Raw genomic sequence first — 19,897 nt, 5'->3', positions numbered from 1 at the left:
GTCCATCCCTTAGCTCGCAAGCTTATCGCGACTGTGGGGCGACAGCCGCCGCGTGAAGGCTTCCGTCAGTGCGGGCAGGAAGCGGATCGCGTCGGTGACGATCCCGAGGTGGGCGAAATCGAAAATCGGCGCGTTCGGGTCGGTGTTGATGGCCACGATGAGATCCGCCCCCTCGACGCCAACCCGGTGCTGGATGGCGCCGGAAATCCCGGCCGCTATGTAAAGCTTCGGCCGGATGGTCTTGCCAGTTTGGCCGATCTGCCGATCAGCTGGCATCCAGCTCTTCTGGACCAACGGGCGCGAACAGCCGTGCTCGGCGCCGATTGCTCGCGCGAGATTCTTCACAAGCTGCAGGTTCTCCGCCGCGCCTAGACCGAGGCCTCCCGCAACCACGACGTCGGCATAGGCAAGATTTGCCTTTGCCGACTGACTATCCGGCAGGAAGCCCAGCACTTTGGTAACGATCTCGTCCTCGGCTACCGAGAGCTTGTGCCGGATGACACGCCCGACCGGATTATCCGCCCGCTGCGGCATGGGCATCACCCTCGGTCGCACTGTCGCCATCTGCGGCCGGAAATTGAGCGTATAGATCGTGCACAACAAGGAACCGCCGAAAGTCGGACGGGTGGCGGCGAGCGAACCGTCGGTATCCACATCAAGTTCGGTGCAGTCGGCCGTGAGCCCTGTCTGCAAGGTCGTCGCCACGGAGCCGGCAAGATCCCTGCCGAGTGTGGTGGCACCGAGAAGAAGGATCTCGGGTTTGTGGGTATCGACCAGATCGGTCATCGCCTTGGTGAATGGCTCGTTCCGATAGTCGGCGAGCAGCGGCGCCTCGACGATGTAGACAAGGTCGGCGCCATAAGCGAACGCTTCGGCAACGGCGTTCCCGATGGCCTCTCCCGGCGGTCCAAGCACGACGCCTGCAAGCTGGACCTGAAGCTTGTCTGCTAACTTGCGGCCTTCGCCGAGCAGTTCGAATGATACGGGATGGACATGGCCGCGTTCGAGCTCGATGAAAACCCAAACGTGCCGGTAGTCCTTGAAGTGCGCGGGCAGCTCCTTCTTTATGCCGGCACGGCCGGCGGCAGGGCGAGGGGTTTCTCGGTTCGCGTTCGACATCGTCTGATCCTTGCCCTCTCACGCGCCGCCGTTGAAGGCGAGCTCATGTTCCAATGCCGGCTGGCGGGTGAAGATTGCCGTGATGAGTTCGTCAGCGACATCGCGCAAAGCCTTCTCGGCGGTGTCGATTTTTGCCGCCTTTTCCGCCCGCGCAGGAGGGGCGAAAACGCGCTTGACGACCGTCGGTGAACCGCGGAGGCCGCATTTGGTGAGATCCTCAATGCCGGCATCGGCCGCACTCCATTTCAAGACCTGGCTGCGCGCGGCGCACAGGGCGTCCTGGATCGAGCCCCGGCGGATCTCGTTTGTGCCTTCCAGCATGGTGATGAGGCAAGGGAGCCTGCTCTTCAGCATCTGTGTGCCGCCTTCGGAGCGGCGCTCGACCTTGATCTCGCGTGCAGCAAGGTCAATAGAGGCGATCTTCGCGACATAGGTCAGTTGCAGGAGTGCGAGGCGCTTGGCGATGCCGGGCCCGACCTGGGCGGTGTCGCCATCGATCGTCTGCTTGCCGGTGAAGACGAGGTCTGGTGTGCCGAACGTCTCGCCAACCTTCGCGATTGCCTGGGAAAGGGCGAACGAGGTCGCCAGCGTGTCGGAGCCGGCAAAATAGCGGTCGGTCAAGAGCACCGCTCGGTCGGCGCCGTAACCGAGCGCCTTGCGCAGCGCGTCCTCTGCCATGGGCGGACCCATAGTGAGCACGGTGACTTCGCCACCATAGGCGTCGCGCAGTCTGAGGGCTTCTTCGAGGGCGAACAGGTCGTAAGGGTTGATGATAGTCGGAACACCCTGGCGCATGATCGTGTTCGTCACCGGATGGACCCTTATCTGTGCCGAGTCCGGCACCTGCTTGATGCAGATTACGATGTGCATTGGCGGTTTCTCAGGCTCCTGTCCGGATGCGGGCTTGGCGGTTCATCTCCTTGGTTTGCATCATTCGTGCCAACTGTTTTGCGCTGCCCCCTATTCCTAGAACTTCGCTTGGTTGCTTCTGAGGGCGCCGTGGTGATGACCGGATTTGTCGGCTTCTCGACATTGTCGCGTCGCAACCCGTGTCGCGGTCATTCCTGTCCGAACCGCTTCAGTACGGAGTCGAACGGGACAAAGGTGCGGCCCGGCGTGGCAGGTTTGTTCGGATCGTGGTCTTTGAGCACCTTGAAGACCCGATGGGTGAGCGGCGAGGAAACCGCGAAGTCCTCGTAAGCGCGTTCGAGCGTCGCGCGCACCCGCGCGGCAATCACCTGGTCGGGCAGACCGGAGAAATCTTCTTCGGCAAGGTATTGGCCCACGCGCTTCATGATATGGAGCCGCGAGACATTCAGCACCTTCGGATCATAGGAGACGCCAAGGACTGCGAAGAACTCCTCCGCAGCCGACAGGCGCTTCAGTCGTGCGAGGATGTCGGTGACATCGATAGGGCGGCTGTCAGCGGAACAATTCATTGCATTCTCCCTGGTCGGAAAACTGTGGTGTCGGTGCGCTCGCGCACTGCTGACCTGGACCCGCACAGCTCCGCGAGGGATGCCTCGCTGCACATTCCATCGTAGAGCTCGACCAGTTGAGTTGCAGCGACGGTCGATTTGGTCTCGGCCGCCTCGCGCCGGACGCGGGCCACCATCGCGGCTGCCAGATCCGGGTCGAGATCGCGACCGCTTTCGCTCAGCACATGGGCAATCGCAGCGGCGCCGGAATGCTTGCCGATGACGATACGCCGGCAGCGGCCCACGAGAGCCGGATCGAGCCCCTGATAAGTACGCGAGTCCTTCAGCAGCCCTGCGACGTGAATGCCGGATTCGTGCGTGAAAACATCGGCGCCGACGACCGGCTTAATGGCCGCGGTCTGCCGGCGGGCGGCCCAAGCCACTTGGGCGGAGAGGTCGGGCAATGCGGTCAGCTCGATGCCGGTATCCGCGCCGTCGAGGACCGCCATCGCGGCGGCCACCTCTTCCAGCGCGGCATTGCCCGCACGCTCGCCGAGCCCCAGGACGGTGACGGAGGCATGGCGCGCGCCTGCGCGGATCGCGGCCAGCGTGTTGGCGGCAGCAAGTCCGAGATCGTTGTGCGCATGAAATTCAAGGTCGATTGGAGACTGCGCCACGAGCTGGGCGACAAGTTCGAAGGTCGAAAACGGGTCGAGAACACCGACTGTGTCGGCTAGCCTGACGCGGCTTGCGCCGGCGCGTGCAGCCGTCTCGATGACGCGGGCGAGATGATCCCGATTGGCCCGCGAGGCATCCTCGCAGCCCACCGCGACGAAGAAGCCGGCGGCGGCGGCGCGCCTGACCATATGATCGATGACCTGGAGCGCTCCCGCCTTATCGAGGCCGAGCTTGGCGGCAAGTTGGATGTCCGACGCAGGCAGCGATAGATTGACGGCGTGGACGCCGCTCTCGATCGCTGCATCGAGATCCAGCGACGTCATCCGGCACCAGGCCATGAGCCGAACCGGGAGACGCCGCGCGACCACGGCGCGAATTGTTTCGATCTCGTCGGCGCCCATGACCGGCGTGCCGATCTCGATCTCTGTGACGCCGGCCGCCGCAAGAGACTCGGCGATCTCCAGCTTTTCCGTCGTGGTAAAGGCGACGCCGGGCGCCTGCTCGCCATCGCGCAAGGTCGTATCGTTGAGAGAGACATGACGGGTCATGAACGGGACCCCGTTCTGCTGCCGCTCAGGCATAGAGCGGATTGAACGTCTTCGGAGCTTCGCTTACCCGGCCCAGAACTGGGAAAGCCACGCAGCTTCTCCACGATTGCCGGCATGACCTCGAGCACCCGGTCGACGTCCGCTTCGCCGTTGTCCCGCGCCAAGGAGAAGCGGACTGCCGCGTGTGGCGTTTTCATCGCGCTCAGGACATGGCTCGGTTCCAGAGAGCCGGAGGTGCAGGCAGAGCCGGAGGAACACGCGATGCCCACGCGGCTGAGGAGGAGTGGAATTCCATCACTTTCGACATCTTCGAAGGAGATGTTTGCGGTGTTGGGCAACCGTTCCAGGGGATCACCAGTGACACAGGTGCTTGGGATGCGCTGGAGAATCCCGTCCTCTAAACGGTCGCGGAGCGACTTTACCCGTGTGGTCTCGTCGTCCATGAATTTCAAGGCGAGTTCGGCCGCCATGCCGAGCCCGACTATGCCGGGCGTATTCTCGGTGCCAGCACGCCGGTTGTGTTCTTGGTGGCCCCCCTTGATCAGCGAGTGGAAATTGACGCCACGTTTTACGAAAAGCGCGCCGATCCCTTTCGGCCCGTGCAGCTTGTGGCCGGAGAGCGACAGCATGTCGATTGCGGTCGACTTCAGGTCCATCGGAAGCTTGCCGACCGCCTGCACAGCATCGGTATGGAAAAGGGCGCCCACTTCCTTGGCCAACTCGGCAAACCTGGCCACGGGGAAGATCACACCAGTCTCATTGTTCGCCCACATTATCGAGACGATTGCGACCTGTGGGGTGAGGGCGGCCATATAGGCGTCGAGGTCGAGCCGGCCACGGCAATCCACCGGGATCCTGTGCACCTTGACGCGGCGGGTCTTCTCAAGATGCGCGCAGAGCGTCAGCACGGCGGGATGCTCGACCGCGGACGTCACGATCTCGGTTCGGTTGGGCGCCGCCTCGAGCGCCGAAAGAAGCGCTGCATTGTCGCTTTCTGTCCCACCCGAGGTGAAGGTGATCTCATCGTCGAACTCCGCGCCGATCAGAGCTTGCAACTGCCTCCGCGCCTTTCTCACCGCCGCACTGACTGAGGCGCCAAGAGCGTGCGCCGACGAAGGGTTGCCGAATTGATCCCTAAAGAACGGCAACATCGCTTGCACGACCTCAGGATCGACCCGTGTGGTTGCGTTGTTGTCGAGGTAGACAGGTTTCATGTGCGATCCTCAGTTGACCGGAATGACGCGAGCGCGCGACCGCCTCATTGAGCCTCTGGCGTATGCCGTTGATGATGATGGGCCCGAACTGGCAGCCGGCGCAGACGCCCGAGAGTTTGACGTAGACCGGATCGGCGTCGACATGGACAAGTCCGCAGTCGCCGCCGTCAGCCCGCAGGTAAGGACGCCCGAACACGACAACGTTATCGATAAGCCGAATTTGGCGCAGCGGCGCGATTTGGCGGCCAGCAGCTTGGGTGCCACCAGGAACCGAACTGTTTCGGGAGGCGACGTTCTTTGCGTCCTACCTGAAGCGATTGCCGGTCCCAAGATCGGCTTCGACCTTGCCTTGTTCTTGAGGACAGGGACATCTGTTGTGCCGGCCATATAAGCCTCCTCTGCCGCAAATGAGTCCGTCGGCGGCAATCGCTTCATGGACCCGCACAGGCGCTTCGGGCGATCAACTGAAGGACTTGCCGCAGCCGCACTTCTCGCGCGCGTTGGGGTTATCGAAGACAAAGCCGGAAGATTCGAGCCCGGTGAGGAAGTCGACGGTCATGCCGGCGACATGCGGTTGGGAGCCCGCGTCCACGAACAGCTTGATCCCATCTGTCTCGGTGATCGCGTCGCCCTCGCGCGACACGCTCTCCAGGCCCATTAAGTATTTGAAGCCGGCGCAGCCGCCGGCCTGGACCATGATGCGAAAGCCTTCCGCCGGCTCGCTGGCGCGGGAAAGAGCAGTCTTGATGGCGGCAACAGCGTTGTCGGTGAGCGTAATCATGGCTCCATTCTCCTCAGTCCGGGACCTGCTTGCGCAACACGTTGCATGCACCGTGCCAAAGCGAAAAAATGTTTCAACACAGCGCGGCATCTCTGACCCTGCGGTGGTTCTTGTGAGTCCATTGCTGCGAAGGTGTCGGCCAACCGACACGTACTGTCGGGTTTGTCGGGTCCGCCACGCGGGATGTTGGGCCTGAGTTGTTGGCTGAACTCACATTAAACCAATGACCATTACAAAAGACTTCTTCTGAGCTTGCTTCGGCGCAATTGGCACGGTTTTTGAAGCTCCACTGGCGAGGCGGCAAGAGACTGCCGATACACAATCGTGTCGTGGGTGCCCTCGCGATCGATGGGGCGAAGCAAGGGAGCAACATGTCAGGACTGGGTCAGACACGCTTTGTTTGGCGAAGCAGCGCCGCCCGTGGCATCCGAATGACCGATTGGCCGATTGCGACAACACCCACAATCGCTCACCACCGCCCGGTGGCCACCGACCGGCTCGATGTGATTCCATCGGCATGTGCCTGCTCGTGTCACTCGGGTCTCGCCGCTCCGATAGCACCCCCGGTTTTCGCGCGGGTGCGACGACGTGCGCACGCTGTCCAGCGACACTTTGTTCACGGGCCAGCAGCAGATCAGGGTCGAGCATTACGGCGCGCCCTATCGGCTGAAGATTCACCGGCAGGGCAGCTGATCCTCACACGTAGGTGGAAGCAGGGGTAAGACATGGACCAGCGCGAGAAACCGTCGCCGGACGAAATCCGGCGGGCGTGCGAAGACAATCCGAAAATCCGGGAGCATGATCTCGCCGCTCGATTGGGCATTTCGGAAGCCGAATTGGTCGCGGCGCATTGTGGTCACGGCGCGGTGCGCATCGAGCCGCGCGTCGATGATCTGCTGACCGGCCTCGAAGCGGTCGGCGAGGTGATGGCGGTCACCCGCAACCAAAGTGCCGTGCACCAAAAGATCGGCGTCTACGACAAAGTGGTCACCGGCAACCCGCATGCCATGGTGCTCGGCGACGAGATCGACCTGCGCATCTTCCCGAAAGCGTGGGCGTATGGCTTCGCCGTCGAGAAGCGCGAGGGAGCCGAGATCCGCCGCAGCCTGCAATTCTTTGATGCCACCGGCGAGGCGATGCACAAAGTACATCTCAGGCCCGCCTCGAACCTGCAGGCCTATCAGAATCTGGCGGCAGAGCTCGCATCCTCCGACCAGGAGCCGATCATATCGGTCGAGGCGAGCGGCGCGCGCGACAACGCAGTGAGTCCAGACCAAGCCGCCACGGTCGACGACCTACGCGAGCACTGGAGCCGGCTGAGCGACGTGCATCAGTTCTACCAGATGTTGAAGGCACTGAAGCTCAGCCGCTGCCAGGCGATGCGTATGGCCGACGAGGATTACGCCTGGCTGCTCGACAATGATGCCGTTGGCGCCCTGTTCCAACAGGCGGCCGAAGACGAGATGCCGATCATGTGCTTTGTCGGCAATCATGGTTGCATCCAGATCCATTCCGGCCCGATCAAGTCGGTCAAGCAGATCGGGCCGCGGATCAATGTGCTCGACGAGACCTTCCATCTGCATCTTAGGACCCATCACATCCGCGAGGTCTGGGCCGTGCGCAAGCCGACGAGGGACGGTCACGTCACGTCCATTGAAGCCTATGGCGCCGACGGCAAGATGATCATCCAGTTCTTCGGCACGCGCAAGGAAGGCGAACGCGAGCGCAGCGACTGGCGGTTTCTGGCCGAGAGTCTGCCACGCGTTCCCGGTCCGACCGACAGGGATGTGTAGAGCCGACAGGCCCTCGGATTGAACCGGCCGCCATAGGACTCGGCTCCACGTTCCGACAGCGGCTCGCGAGGAAATATAGGTCCATGTGCGATAGAGCTTGCCGTCGTAGCGCATACGGACGGTCAGGTGTGCACGCCGGAATTGATCGCATCGATACAGTCAAGCTCGTCGTCGGCCGGACCGCTGCGCACGAGCGCATCGCCGTCTAATCGGAAATCCTTGCAGCGGCTGCGAGCGATACAACGCATACGCCATCAGCGCCGAACCGAAGCGCGGCTCGACCTTGTTGATAATTTCGATCATCGCGCGCAAGCGCCGCCGGGTCTTGTCGGACCGCACCCGATCCTCTCGTGGATCGCGTCGTTGCTCAATCCGGGCCGTGCGAGCGATCTCCTCGCTCGTCGACCGCAAGGCTGTGCAGCAGCAGCCAGCCGAACAGCCCGATGTCGCGGACTCTACAAAACCGACGGTGGATGTCGGTTGTCGGACGTTGTCCTAAGAATGATGGACAGGTGATCATCAACTTAGCGGCGGCGGGCCCAGTGCAGGCTGGCATCGCTTGGTGCGGCACCATGGGTACGCCTATCCGGCACGCGACTTGCTTTGACAATTTGATCAGCAGGGGCATCAGCAGTGCGTCACGGAGCTCAGCGGTGATTGACCAGCCTCTCAACCCTAACGGGATAAGCGGCGGCTTGCTTCATGAGATGCCCTTCTGATTGACTTCGCAACCGATCTCATCCGCGCTGGTGCAGGTGGGCTGTATCGGGCGACAGAATCTAGAAGGCGCCTGACAAGAGACGTGCCCATGCTGGAAATCGACTTTATGAACAGCGGTGCAATGTCAATCGAGCCATGAACGCCAACGTAGAGAAAGCAAAATGGCGACCAACCCCGTTCCAGATCATGTCCCGCCCGAAATGGTGAGGGACTTCAGCCTGTTCACATCGCCAGGCATGCCACCAACACCCAACGGGGATCCACACGCAGCTGTCGCTTGCGTACATGACGGGCCTCCGATCTTTTATTCCCGCTACAACACGCAAGATGGCCGGGGTACCTGGGTGATCACCCGTGCCGCGGACCAGCGCAAGGTGCTGCAGGACGCAGAGACTTTTTCCAGCCATCGCAGCATCTTCTCCTCCATACTGGGTGAAACCTGGCCGACGATCCCGCTTGAGCTCGATCCACCGGCCCATGGCGTCTTTCGCTCACTGCTCAGTCCGCTGCTTTCGCCAAAGCGGGTGAGGGTGTTGGAGCCCGCTGTCCGCGAGCAAGCGATCATGCTGATCGATAGAATTGTCGCATCGGGCACAAGCTGCGACGCGATGAAGGATTTTGCCTTTCCTTTCGCGGTGAGCACCTTTCTTCGCTTTCTGGGGTTGCCGGATGACCGACTCGATACATTTGTCGGCTGGGGGAAAGATCTGCTCCACGGCGACGATGTGGAACGACCTGTGGCTGCCCGGAGGATCGTGGCATTCATCGACGAACTTGCAGCCATGCGCCGCGAGCAGGCGGTTGACGATTTCATGACCTTTATCGTGCAGGCACAGGTCGAGGGCCGACGGCTGACGGACACCCAAGTCCGCGGCATCGGCGTGCTTGTCTTCGTCGCTGGGCTCGACACGGTCGCAGCAGCTATAGGCTTTGACTTGGCGTACCTCGCGCGCAACCTCAAAGATCAGCAATTGCTGCGGAGCGAACCGGACCGCATCCCGCTCGCAACCGAAGAATTGCTGCGGGCCTATCCGCCCATTCAGTTGATCCGTGTGGCTACGAAAGATATCGACTTCGAAGGCGCGCCGATCCGGAAGGGAGACTATGTTTCCTGCGCCACGATGATTGCCAATCGTGACCCGGCGGAATTCGAATGCCCCAACACGATCGATTTGGAGCGGGAGGACAACCGCCACGCAGCGTTTGGCTATGGTCCCCACCGTTGCCTTGGCTCACACCTTGCCCGGCGGGAGATTGTCATTGGCCTGGAGGAGTGGCTGGCGCGCATCCCCGCTTTCAGGATCAAGCAGGGTACGGCACCCATAACCTCTGGCGGCCATGTGTTCGGGATCGAAAATTTGATCCTGGACTGGTCTTAGGCCCGCCCCGAGCCGGGGCACAGACAATGGAGGCAGCGCCATGCGCATCATCGTCCAAAATTCCAAATGCCAAGGTCACGCGCGATGCGCGGCGCAAGCGCCCGACATCTTCAAGCTTGATGACGAGGGTTACATCCTGCCCGGTGACATTGAAGTTGCGGAAGGGGAGGAGCTGCCTGCATCGCGAGGCGCGCGATCCTGCCCCGAACGGGCGCTGGAACTCGACCGTACACCGGCTGCGCGGGTTGAATAGGACGTCATTCAAGTCGAGAGTCTGGCGGGCTTGAATGGGATCGACCATGTGGCCGCACACTGGGAAAAGGACGGCGCGCGATCCCTGTCCCGGCACCGTCCTCGTCCAACTGCGCAGGGGGGCATCTCCGGCGTTGAGGTGCTCTGATGCGCAAACTGCAGGGCGCGGGTTGGCGAAACACCTCTTCCAATCACAGAATTGGGACAGAGCCGATGGACCAGGCGAAAAAAATTGCCGAACTACTTGACCGTGAGGCGATCCGCGACTGCCTCTATCGGTACTGCCGCGGAATAGACCGCGCGGATGAAGCGGCGCTCCGCAGCGCGTACTGGCCCGAGGCGCATGACAATCACCGGGCCAATTGCGGCTCGGCAGAGGGCTTTATCCGGTTTGCGCTCAGCGTCTTCAAGAGCGGACCCCGCAACATCCATCGATCACGAACGTCCTGATCGAATTCATCAGCTCGGCAGAGGCTGCGGTCGAGAGCTATTTCACCGCGCTGCAACGCGGACCGGACAACGACGGAGAAGTACGCCAGGCGCTCCTCTGCGGCCGATACTGCGATCTGTTTCACAAGAGGGAGGGGGAGTGGCGGATTGCCGAACGGACAGTGGTCTACGATTGGCTCGAGGAGCAGATCCCACCAGCGGTCGTTGAAACAGAACGGTTCGGCCCGCGACAGCCTATTGGAGCACCGCATCCGCACGATCCGGTTTACACGCTTAAGAAGCGTCGCATTCCTTCTCGCCCTGATGCCGTCAGAGGTTTCGAGTGGGAGGCCGCATCGGCAGTAGGGACAAAAGAGTATAACAATTTTGCAATGCCACAGCGATCCCGGCGAAAGCCTGCCGGGTGAGGATGCGGCCGATAGGAGTGCCCTTTTCTCCCCGCGACGGCGTGACGGTGACAGCGTTCTTCTCTGTCGCCACGAGCCCGCCGACGACGCTGGTGTGCATCGATTTGCGGGACCTCCGCAGAGCCGCTCATCGGGGCAAGCGCCTGTCCTCGGCGGATCCCTCACCAGCTTCGGCTGTCAAATCGAGAGTTGGACCGCTGCCGGAACCCACGAACAGCCCATATGGGCCTGCAACTGGCCGTTACCCTAGAACAACGCACCGGGTCGGCTCGGGGCATCAGGTGCTCGTCTTTGCTGATACGTCTACACAGACGTCACCGGCGTGCAAGCGTCGCGCAGTGCCGCCAGGGTAGCAATTGCGTAAAGGCGCCGATGCGGTTTGCCTTCCAAGAAGATCAGTCTCCGGGTCTGTTCCAGCAGTCAACTGGATGCTCGGGTACCCTGCAGCTAGACTATTCTGCGACTTCAGCGAAGGGGTACGCGCTTATCCAGAAGCGGGGTTCGTCGGGGACCGAGGACGATATCCTGGCCGCGGCCGTTCCAGAAGAGGCGCACCAGATCTGATCAAGCAGATCAAGTCGCACCACTTTAAACGCAAGACGATCGGGTCCGTCGTACTCGCTACGCGGCGGAGTGCTTCATTCCGGACGTCCTTGCGAGCGTCGAAGCAGCCGCAGTTCCCCATGGGACGCGGCCATCTGCAAACGCGATGGTATCGTCCGGAATATTATATTGGCGAACTGAACACCACGTCGCGCATACTAGCAGCTAGCAGGACAAACGCCCATGCGGCCTGTAGAGATATCCTGAGCGAAATACCACACCTTCCTTCGATCTCGATACCACTCGTGATCAGGGGGCCTGCTGGTCGGTGGTGACGAGGACGCGGCGCCTGGTCCTTCGGCTGAGATAGTCCGCTGAGGCACCGGATAAAACCTGCTCTCCCTGCCGGGAAGCCCGTATGAGTGGTTCGAGTGATCTTGCAAATGAAACCTCCCGAGGACGGGCTTTCAAGCTTTGTCATGAAGGAGGTGCCCTGCACCTGGCCAATGCGATGCGGCAACGGGGAAGCATGTATGTCGCCAGTAAATGCGAGCGTCGAAGTCGTGGTCGAGTATACAGCTTGTCTAAATGTGCAATACGTTCGATTTGTGCAAGTAACACTTGGAAAATAGTTGCATAAAAGCAACGTCCAAACTATATAACGATACAAAGATAAACTTTTAACTTGCCAAAACGAGCGTTGCGGATAGCGTCACGTTGCTAAGGATGCACTGAAATGTGCATCTGTTTCGATCGTGTGGACAAAGACGGATCGTCCATCGACGTTCTTCCCGTTTTTTATTGAGAGGCACAAGTTGAAACCGCAAGACGGTTGCTAGGTCGCGGGCAAACGAAGACGCAACACATCGCCGTCCTCCAAACTTCATGTCTTCAACGCTCTTTCGGCGGCTTGCTGAGGGAATGCTATTGGGAAAGCCACATATGTCCGCGTCGAGTGATCTTGGGGATGAAAAGCGCCAGACCGAGCTTTCAAGCTTTGTCATGAGGGAGGTGCAGCGCATTCTTGCCCAATGCGATGAGGCGAAGCAGGGTGACAAGGCTGCTGTTGCGCCTTCGGGTTCTCCTTCCAACGAATTGACCGCCGTGGCCGCCGAATTTCTTGGTAGGCTCGAGGCCGAAGCAGCGCGACGGCTAAACGCCCAGGCGGGTGAGATCGCTTCGCGACCCCGGCCAGCCGATCATCCGCTCGGGCATCCGGTTCTGAAAGATTGCCCGAGAGAAGGCGCGCGCATTGCAGAATGGGCCGGTCCAGTTGCCGGGTCGACGCATCTCGAGAGACGTTTTGGAATACCGCGATCCACGTTGTATTGGTGGCAGCAACACAATGATGTGGTTGCCTTTCGGAGAGGCTCCCGTAAGCATGTATTTCCCCTGGCTCAGTTCATCGACGGCAGGCCTATGCCCGGAATCAGGCAGGTTCTTTCCTCGATCTCCGATCCCAGATTGGCTTGGCTGTGGCTGATCAGCCCCTCGCCGCTTCTCAAGGGTCGCGTCCCTATCGAATTGCTCAGAGAAGGTATGAACACAGAAGTTGTTTCATCGGCCGCCCAGGCTATTTCTCTGATTGAACCTATCTGACGATTGGCCGGACGCCGGTGGCTGCTCGCGCACATTCTATACGTGCGTAAACACCAATTGTACCAATTGCGCGATTTGTGCAAATGTATAGTTGTCCAATTTGTGCAAGTAATATTGAAGATTCAGTGATAAAAATACAACTGTACTTCGTTATGTGGCTGACAAACGGGATTTGAACTTGCACTAATTCCCCCGGTGAATAGCGTTCGAGCCGGGAAGGATGCATCGCGATGCGCATCTTTTTCGATCGTGGGGACCGGGAGCGGTTCGTCCATCGACGTCCTCGCCCTTTTCAAATCATTGAATGGAGATAAAGTATGAACATCAAGAGCCTTCTTCTCGGCTCAGCTGCGGCTCTGATCGCAGCTTCCGGTGCTCGCGCCGCCGACGCGGTGACGGTCGCCGAGCCGGAACCGGCTGAATACGTCAAGATCTGCGACGTATATGGCTCGGGCTACTTCTACATCCCCGGCACCGAAACCTGCCTGCGCATCGGCGGCTATGTCCGTTACGACATCAGCGCTGGCGACGTTGGCTCCTACGACGGGGCGCGGACCCACGACGTCCAAGACGGCAGCGACCAGGGCACCTGGCGCAAGAACGCCCGCTTTGACCTAAGGACTTGGACCGGCCAGGAAACCGAACTCGGTACTTTGAAGACATACACCGAGACCAAATTCAATTTCGGTAACCGCAACGCCTATTCGGGTCCCGACAGTCCCCAGAACTATGCCTTCAACAGGGGCATCACACTAAACTTCGCCTGGATCCAGCTCGGTGGCCTTCGCGTCGGCAAGGACGAATCGGCGTTCGATACGTTTATCGGCTATGCCGGCAACGTCCTCAACGATACGCTCGTTCCCTACGGCGATTTCGACACCAACGTCGTGCAGTACTACTTCGACGCCGGCAATGGCTTCTCCGCCGTGGTATCGCTCGAAGAGGGTTCTGGCGTCGTCGGCACGATCGACAGCTACGTTCCGCATCTTGTCGGCGGCGTGAAGTACACGCAGGGCTGGGGCGCCATCAGCGGCGTCGTGGCTTACGACAGCAACTACGAAGAGGTAGCCGGCAAGGTCCGCTTGGATGTGAACGCCACCAACGAACTGTCCCTTTTCATTATGGCTGGCTATGGGACCGACGACAACCTAACCGATGGGACCTACGCCATTCCTGCCGGCGGCCGCGGCTTCTACAAGCAGTGGGGTGGCAACTGGGCCGTCTGGGGCGGCGGCACCTACAAGTTCAACGAGAAGACCTCTTTCAACCTTCAGGCGGCGTATGACGAGTGGAAGAACCTCGGCATTGCCGCCAATGTCGCCTACGATATCGTTCCTGGTCTGACGATCACGGCCGAAGTCGACTATCTCCACGCTGGCAAGTTCGGGGATGTGGACTTCTCTAACTGGACCAATGCCGACAAGAAGAACAGCGTCGGCGGTCTCCTCCGCTTCCAGCGCTCGTTCTGAGGATTGAAGAGCCCGTTGCCGCGTTCGAAGCGGTAACTGCGAGCCTTCAATTCGCGGCTGAACCATTGTGGTGAGGCTTGTAGAGGTTTCGGCGAATTGCTTGATCACGGACCTCCAATCCGAGCATTTCGTCGATGAGAAGGGCGCCCTGTTCCCGGGCGCCCTTTTTTTAACGGTTATCATCAGACTCTCTCCCGGGGGAACTGTGGGTAAGAAACAACGCATCGTCCTGCTGGCAGCTGTTTTGGCGTCTGCCTTTGGCTTTTTTTTGCTGATCCTGATCCTGCAGATGGTCAGTTTTTTGGTTGACTAGGCACGCGCAAGCGGGATGGATCGCGCAGAGACACGCGGAAGTTTTTTTCGCCAGCGAAACCCAGACGACCTGATGGGGAATCGCGCCAGCAGGTGGGCGCCACGTCCAGTGCCACCGACAAGGCCTACGATGCGCAGGACTTCACGAGTTACGCTTGATGAAGGTGACGCCGCACGTGGCGCAGAACACCAACGGGCGCCGTTCGGCGATCGACGGTCGCACGACGCGGCACAGCGACTATGCGGTCAGCCAGCGCATCCGCAAGCGCATTGAGGAGGCGGTTCGGATGGATCAAGACGGTCGCCGGACAGGCGAAGACGAACATTCGATCAGACATGCCTTGCCCCGGCTTCAATCGCTGTTCCTATGGCCTCCGGCCGGAGCGCAGCGTTCACCTTGCTGTCGCACACCTTGTGAGGGCTTCAGACGGATGCGCAATATCTGACCGCTATCGATGGCAGGACCTGGATCGGCTGCGCCCGCTCGGTGAAATACTCAGCGTCTGCGGCGGCGAGGATACGATTTCGACGGCGAGCTCGATCGCATGATCATGGTTCTCGACCATTGCCGACCTTTGCATTGGCTGCGGAGCCTGGCGCCCGCTTCTGCCCGAAGAACTGCCCGACCCATGTTGCGGCCGCCCGGTCGCTGCATGACTTGATAGGACAAACCAGGAGAACGGCACCATGTTTGCCCAACACTATGCCCGGCTCAGCACTGGCCAATGGCCGCAGATCGAGCTGGAGAGGAGGTTCGACCAGCATGTGCTTGCCTGTGTGCTTTCAAGTGCGCTCGAGGAGATCGAGGCCGGCGAGGCGACGGCGACGGAGGCAACCGGCCTTTCGCGCGCCGAGCTGCGCGATGTCCTGGCCCGCAGTTTCCCTGCTATTCCAATCAACGCGTTTGCCTTGGAAGAGGTGAGCGAGCCCGAGCCGGATCTGGAGGAAGAACCTCTGCGTGGACTGCTGCTGGAGCATGCCCGGCCGGGCGACAAGGCGAGCGCCCGCTTCGCCAAGATCATCGCCCGGCGTGCCATGCGCAATGACCATCTCTGGCAGGACCTCGGCCTTTTTAATCGGACCGAGCTCGGCCGCCTGCTCGCCTCGCATTTTCCGACGCTGGCGGCCGGCAACACCCAAAATATGAAATGGAAGAAGTACTTTTACCGCAAGCTCTGCGAGGCCGAAGGTTTTTCGCTGTGCAGCGCGCCCAGTTGCCGGGAATGCAATGATTTCGAAAGCTGCTTCGGCCCGGAGGAAGGCGAAAGCCGCCTCACACGGATCAAGAACCGCATGGCCTTGGATTAAGAGCCGCTTTCGTCAGTCGTACAAGCGCCTGGGCTCGCGCCGCGCCATATGTCTCTTGTCGAATGTCGACCGACGCCTTCGAGGATTTGAATCTGCTGTCCGGTTGCTTGGATGCTCCCTTCGGCGGTGCCGTCATCATGGCGGAGCAGGACCCGACCCGCACCATCGCCGCCGAGCAACTGGTGTTCTCCGTGCCGTTGCTGCTCGCCTGCCTGGCCGGGCTCTATTCGGAGCGGGCCGGCGTCTTCGACACCGGGCTCGAGGGCAAGATGCTGGCCGGCACCTTTGCCGGCGCCTCGGCGGCCGCGGTTACAGGCTCGGCTCGGCCTGGGCGCCGCCGTGGCCACCGCCGTGTTTTTCGCGCTGGTGCACGGTTTCGCCTCGATCACCCATCGCGGCGACCAGATCGTCTTCGGCGTCGCCATCAGTTTCATCGCTGCCGCGCTCCACCATCATTCTCGTCCAGGCCTGGTTCCGGCAGGGCGCGCGCCGGCGCTCTCTGAAGACTCGCGATTCGATCGTTGTGCCCAGCGCCGAAGCGGTGCGCAGCGTGCCGGTGCTCGGGCCGGTCTATCCGACCATTCGCTGCTGGTCTATGTCGCGTCCCTGATGGTGCCATCTACCTGGTTGTGCTGTTAGCACCCGCTTCGGCCTAGGGCTTCGCGCGGTCGGCGAAAATCCGGGCGCCGTTGATACCACTGGCATTTCGGTGACCTGGCTGCGCTATCGTGCGGCATCTTCATCGGCGTTCTGACGGGCATGGCCGGCGCGTAGCTGTCGCTCCCCCAGAATGCCGGCTTCGTGAAGGATATGACCGCCAGCAAGGGTTCCATCGTACTGGCAGCGCTCATCGTCGCCAAATGGAAACCGGTGCCGGCGAGGTTCGCCTGTCTGGCGGCGAAGGTCGCCATGGCCCGGAGGTGAAGCCAGCGGGGCGCTGGCGCTGGTCCATGCGAGATCGGAGGCCGACCTCGGAACAGGCTGCCGCGGCGGCGATCCAGTCGGCCTATACGCTCGGCGAAACGAAGCCTGCAACCGCCAAAGTAATCATGCGGAGGATCGCGCCGCGCCGTGCATGCGATTGCATCTCTCGTCCCGCTGCGCTGCTGAGATCTCTCCTGTCAGGCGGTCTAGGTTTCGCGCTTCGGGCCGAGCAGGAACACTATGAGGGCAGCGACGAAGGTGGCAACAGCACTGTAGGCAATGGCGCTGGTAATCCCCGCATTCTCCACCAATAGTCCGCCGAAAATCGCGCCGGCTGCGATTGCCACTTGGAATACTGTGACCAGCAGCACACCGGCGCTTTGGGCCTGCTCGGGAACGGCCCTCCGTACCATCCACGTCTGCAATCCCACTGGCACCGCGCCGAAGGCAAATCCCCACGCGGCAACAGCAATCGCCGAGGCCAAGGCCGATGCTCCCGCCGTCAGCAGCGAAACAGCGGCTATCGCTATGAGCAGCGGTGCAAGGGCCGCGACTGCCTTGAGACTGTACTCGGCCAGAAGCCCGCCGGCCAAATTGCCGAAGAATCCGCCGATGCCAAAAGCCAGCAACACGAGGGAGATCGTCTCGACATCCAGCGCGGGAATCTTCTCGAGGAAGGCGCGGATATAGGTGATTCCGGCGAAGTGGCCGGAAGCGACCAGCAGGACGACCAAAAGCGCAATTTTGACCATCGGAATCTTGGCCACATCCAGCAGGCTGCGGAAGCTAGCCACTCCAATCGGAGGCAGTCTCGGAATGGTTATGAGTTGCACGAGCAGTGTAGCGCCGCCGCCGGCTGCGGCGAGCATGAAGGCGCTTCGCCATCCCCAGATATCGCCGACATAAGCGCCGATTGGAGCTGCGCAGACGGTAGCTACGGAAACGCCGGTGAGGATGATCGACATAGCGCGCGGCAGGAGGTGGCTTGGAACGAGCCGCATCGCCAGTGCTGCCGACATCGACCAGAAGCCTCCGAGCGCAATGCCGAGCACGACGCGTGCAGTCAGGAGAACCGCCAGCGACCACGCGCCGGCCGCCAGAACGTCCGACAGGATCAGCAGCAGCGTCATGGTCCACATGACGGTCCTGCGGTCCAGGCGCTTTGTGATGATGGCCACCGTCGGCGCCGAGATCGCCCCGACGATAGCTGTCGCCGTCATCGCCTGTCCAGCCGCTCCCTCGCTGATACCGAGATCATGCGCGAGGGGCGTGAGCAGGCTGACAGGCAGAAACTCTGCCGTTACCAGCCCGAAGGTGCCCAAGGAAAGCGAAATGACCGCACCCCATGCGGGACCAGACGGTGGGACGGGCTTTTCTGGGTCGTGCAGAACAGCGTCCATGACGCCTGCTGCGGATTGGGTCATGAACGAAGTCTCCACTTTGATGCAATGCAACGTGATGTTGGCTGCCTTGACCCAAAATCTAAAAACACAAGCGCATTTCCCGGCGGCGTTGCACGGAGGAGGGGATGTTCATTGCTTCGCGATATTTTGTGACGGTGCGGCGCGCAACATCGATGCCGGTTTCATTCAGCCGGACAGCGATGTCATCGTCGGAAAGCACGGCACCGGGAGATTCTGCGGCAATTATCGCTTTGATCCGATAGCGGACAGCTTCGGCGGAGTGCGCATCGCCGCCTTGGCAGGACGCGATCGCGACGGTGAAAAAATACTTCAGTTCAAAGACTCCGCGCGGGGTAAGCATGTACTTGTTGGAGGTCACCCGGCTTACCGTCGACTCGTGCACGCCGATCGCGTCAGCGACGGTCCTGAGATTGAGAGGCCGCAGGTGGGCGACGCCATGTTCAAAAAAGGCATCCTGCTGGCGCACGATTTCAGCCGCAACCTTAAGAATCGTCTTGGCGCGCTGATCGAGGCTGCGGATCAGCCAGTTCGCGTTTTGCAAGCATTCGTTGAGAAATGCTTGATCTTTCGAATTTTGGGCGGTGTGACGCGAGACTTCGGCATAGTAGGCTTGGTTGATCAGCAGCTTGGGCAGTGTGGCCGGATCAAGTTCAATCTGCCATCCGCCTCCCGGCGAGGGCGTGACCCACACGTCGGGTATGATGGATTCCGACGCACCAGACTGGAACCGGTTTCCAGGCTTGGGATCGAGCGCACGAATCTCATGCAACATGTCGAGAAGGTCGTCTTCATCGACGCCGCAATGCTGCTTCAGTGCCTGAAAATCGCGTCGCGCAAGCATTTCAAGATTGGCAACCAAAGCTGCCATTGCCGGGTCGAACCGGTCTCGCTGGCGCAACTGGATCTCGAGGCATTCTCTGAGAGTTCGCGCAAAAATTCCCGGTGGATCAAAGTGCTGCAAGGTTCCGAGAACCCGTTCCACATCAGCCTCCCGGACGTTCAGGCTCTCGGCCTGCTCCAAAAGGTTTGCCCGAAGATAGCCAGTGTCTTCCAGATCGGCGGCAAGCTGGCCAGCGATCAGCCGCTCCTGTGGTGTGAACGCAGTGAGGGCGATCTGACGCGCGACATGGTCGTGCAATGTTTCGGCGAGGGTGGCAAACTCGTCGAGGGAAGGGCCATTACCCGGCGGGTTGTTGGTCGTGTTGCGAAGTGATTTCCATTGCCCGAGCCGTTCAGGCGACCCGCCCCCGGTCGGTCCGTCAACGGCGTTTGCGCGTGGGCCGATAGGCTGATCCGCTCCCGAACTCGAAACATCGCCAAAAGGCCCGCCATCGTTTGACGCAGATTCCAAGAGCGGGTTCTTCTCGATTTCCCGCTCCACGAACTGATGCAGTTCAGTATGCGCCAGTTGCAGCAAGCGAATCGACTCAATGAGTTGAGGCGATGCGACCATGGATTGCTTCTGGCGCTGAAGCAGGCTTGCTGAGGATTGCATGGTGAGCGCGATATCCTATCGATGAGCCTCTTGGGGTGGGTAATGGCACGAGTGAGACGTTTTC

General features: G+C 60.8%; 17 protein-coding genes and 3 pseudogenes. 11 read left to right on the top strand and 9 right to left on the bottom strand.

All coding sequences use genetic code 11. The features are described 5' to 3' along the window. Positions 1-9 precede the first annotated feature (9 nt). The 7 genes from NKI58_RS25225 to NKI58_RS25195 all read right to left on the bottom strand — a co-directional run bounded on the left by NKI58_RS25225 (position 10) and on the right by NKI58_RS25195 (position 5,758). Complete coding sequence (locus NKI58_RS25225) at positions 10-1,119, bottom strand: electron transfer flavoprotein subunit alpha/FixB family protein (RefSeq protein ID WP_352853864.1); 1,110 nt, start codon at positions 1,117-1,119, stop codon at positions 10-12. A gap of 18 nt (positions 1,120-1,137) precedes the next feature. Then, a complete protein-coding gene (locus NKI58_RS25220; protein WP_352853862.1) occupies positions 1,138-1,989 on the bottom strand; it encodes an electron transfer flavoprotein subunit beta/FixA family protein in 852 nt (283 codons plus the stop codon). Between the two features lie 188 nt (positions 1,990-2,177). Beyond that, entirely contained in the window at positions 2,178-2,558 is a 381-nt protein-coding gene (gene nifW, locus NKI58_RS25215; protein WP_352503026.1) for a nitrogenase stabilizing/protective protein NifW, read from the bottom strand. Beyond that, positions 2,555-3,763 (bottom strand): homocitrate synthase, encoded by a 1,209-nt coding sequence (gene nifV / locus NKI58_RS25210; RefSeq protein WP_352853860.1) that lies wholly within the window; start codon positions 3,761-3,763, stop codon positions 2,555-2,557. Before nifV ends, nifW begins: the two co-directional genes overlap by 4 nt. Then, complete coding sequence (gene nifS, locus NKI58_RS25205) at positions 3,760-4,977, bottom strand: cysteine desulfurase NifS (RefSeq protein ID WP_352853859.1); 1,218 nt, start codon at positions 4,975-4,977, stop codon at positions 3,760-3,762. The genes nifV and nifS overlap by 4 nt, the downstream gene beginning before the upstream one ends. Beyond that, on the bottom strand, positions 4,928-5,173 hold the full coding sequence (locus NKI58_RS25200) for a NifU family protein (protein WP_352472419.1): 246 nt from the start codon (positions 5,171-5,173) through the stop codon (positions 4,928-4,930). Before NKI58_RS25200 ends, nifS begins: the two co-directional genes overlap by 50 nt. 264 nt (positions 5,174-5,437) lie before the next feature. Further along, the gene (locus NKI58_RS25195; RefSeq protein WP_023678237.1) at positions 5,438-5,758 is read right to left on the bottom strand and encodes a HesB/IscA family protein; all 321 of its coding nucleotides are present in this window, start codon (positions 5,756-5,758) and stop codon (positions 5,438-5,440) included. A 588-nt stretch (positions 5,759-6,346) separates the two neighbouring features. Here NKI58_RS25195 and hemP point away from each other — a divergent pair. The 11 genes and pseudogenes from hemP to NKI58_RS25135 form a co-directional block, all read left to right on the top strand. Further along, on the top strand, positions 6,347-6,451 hold the full coding sequence (gene hemP / locus NKI58_RS25190) for a hemin uptake protein HemP (RefSeq protein WP_023678236.1): 105 nt from the start codon (positions 6,347-6,349) through the stop codon (positions 6,449-6,451). Between the two features lie 32 nt (positions 6,452-6,483). Continuing rightward, complete coding sequence (locus tag NKI58_RS25185) at positions 6,484-7,551, top strand: hemin-degrading factor (protein WP_352853857.1); 1,068 nt, start codon at positions 6,484-6,486, stop codon at positions 7,549-7,551. 881 nt (positions 7,552-8,432) lie between these two features. Next, complete coding sequence (locus NKI58_RS25175) at positions 8,433-9,650, top strand: cytochrome P450 (RefSeq protein ID WP_352853856.1); 1,218 nt, start codon at positions 8,433-8,435, stop codon at positions 9,648-9,650. 40 nt (positions 9,651-9,690) lie between these two features. Then, positions 9,691-9,903, top strand: coding sequence for a ferredoxin (locus NKI58_RS25170; protein WP_031195447.1), 213 nt, complete (start codon positions 9,691-9,693; stop codon positions 9,901-9,903). Positions 9,904-10,115: 212 nt separating this feature from the next. Further along, positions 10,116-10,759 (top strand): annotated as a pseudogene (locus NKI58_RS25165) (nuclear transport factor 2 family protein). Between the two features lie 1,485 nt (positions 10,760-12,244). Further along, positions 12,245-12,901, top strand: coding sequence for an antitoxin Xre/MbcA/ParS-like domain-containing protein (locus tag NKI58_RS25160; protein ID WP_352571072.1), 657 nt, complete (start codon positions 12,245-12,247; stop codon positions 12,899-12,901). A 317-nt stretch (positions 12,902-13,218) separates the two neighbouring features. Next, positions 13,219-14,370 (top strand): porin, encoded by a 1,152-nt coding sequence (locus NKI58_RS25155; RefSeq protein ID WP_352571074.1) that lies wholly within the window; start codon positions 13,219-13,221, stop codon positions 14,368-14,370. 100 nt (positions 14,371-14,470) lie between these two features. Then, positions 14,471-14,683, top strand: a complete 213-nt coding sequence (locus NKI58_RS25150) for a hypothetical protein (protein WP_352571075.1) — start codon at positions 14,471-14,473, stop codon at positions 14,681-14,683. Positions 14,684-14,796: 113 nt separating this feature from the next. Continuing rightward, a pseudogene (locus NKI58_RS25145) lies at positions 14,797-15,012 on the top strand (IS5/IS1182 family transposase); the annotation flags it as partial. A gap of 357 nt (positions 15,013-15,369) precedes the next feature. Then, a complete protein-coding gene (locus tag NKI58_RS25140; protein ID WP_352853854.1) occupies positions 15,370-15,990 on the top strand; it encodes a nitrogen fixation protein NifQ in 621 nt (206 codons plus the stop codon). A gap of 137 nt (positions 15,991-16,127) precedes the next feature. Continuing rightward, positions 16,128-16,884, top strand: a pseudogene (locus NKI58_RS25135) (ABC transporter permease); the annotation flags it as partial. 236 nt (positions 16,885-17,120) lie between these two features. On the opposite strand, the gene NKI58_RS25130 reads toward NKI58_RS25135, so the two are convergent. Together NKI58_RS25130 and rpoN are read right to left on the bottom strand one after the other, a co-directional pair. Further along, positions 17,121-18,338, bottom strand: coding sequence for an MFS transporter (locus tag NKI58_RS25130; RefSeq protein WP_352571079.1), 1,218 nt, complete (start codon positions 18,336-18,338; stop codon positions 17,121-17,123). A 58-nt stretch (positions 18,339-18,396) separates the two neighbouring features. Beyond that, entirely contained in the window at positions 18,397-19,833 is a 1,437-nt protein-coding gene (gene rpoN, locus NKI58_RS25125) for an RNA polymerase factor sigma-54 (protein ID WP_352853853.1), read from the bottom strand. Between the last annotated feature and the right edge of the window lie 64 nt (positions 19,834-19,897).

Source organism: Mesorhizobium sp. M0522, assembly GCF_040321085.1.
In the GTDB taxonomy this organism is placed as follows: domain Bacteria; phylum Pseudomonadota; class Alphaproteobacteria; order Rhizobiales; family Rhizobiaceae; genus Mesorhizobium.
The sequence above is the reverse complement of the archived record's forward strand: the minus strand, read 5'-3'. Positions and strand labels throughout refer to the sequence as shown.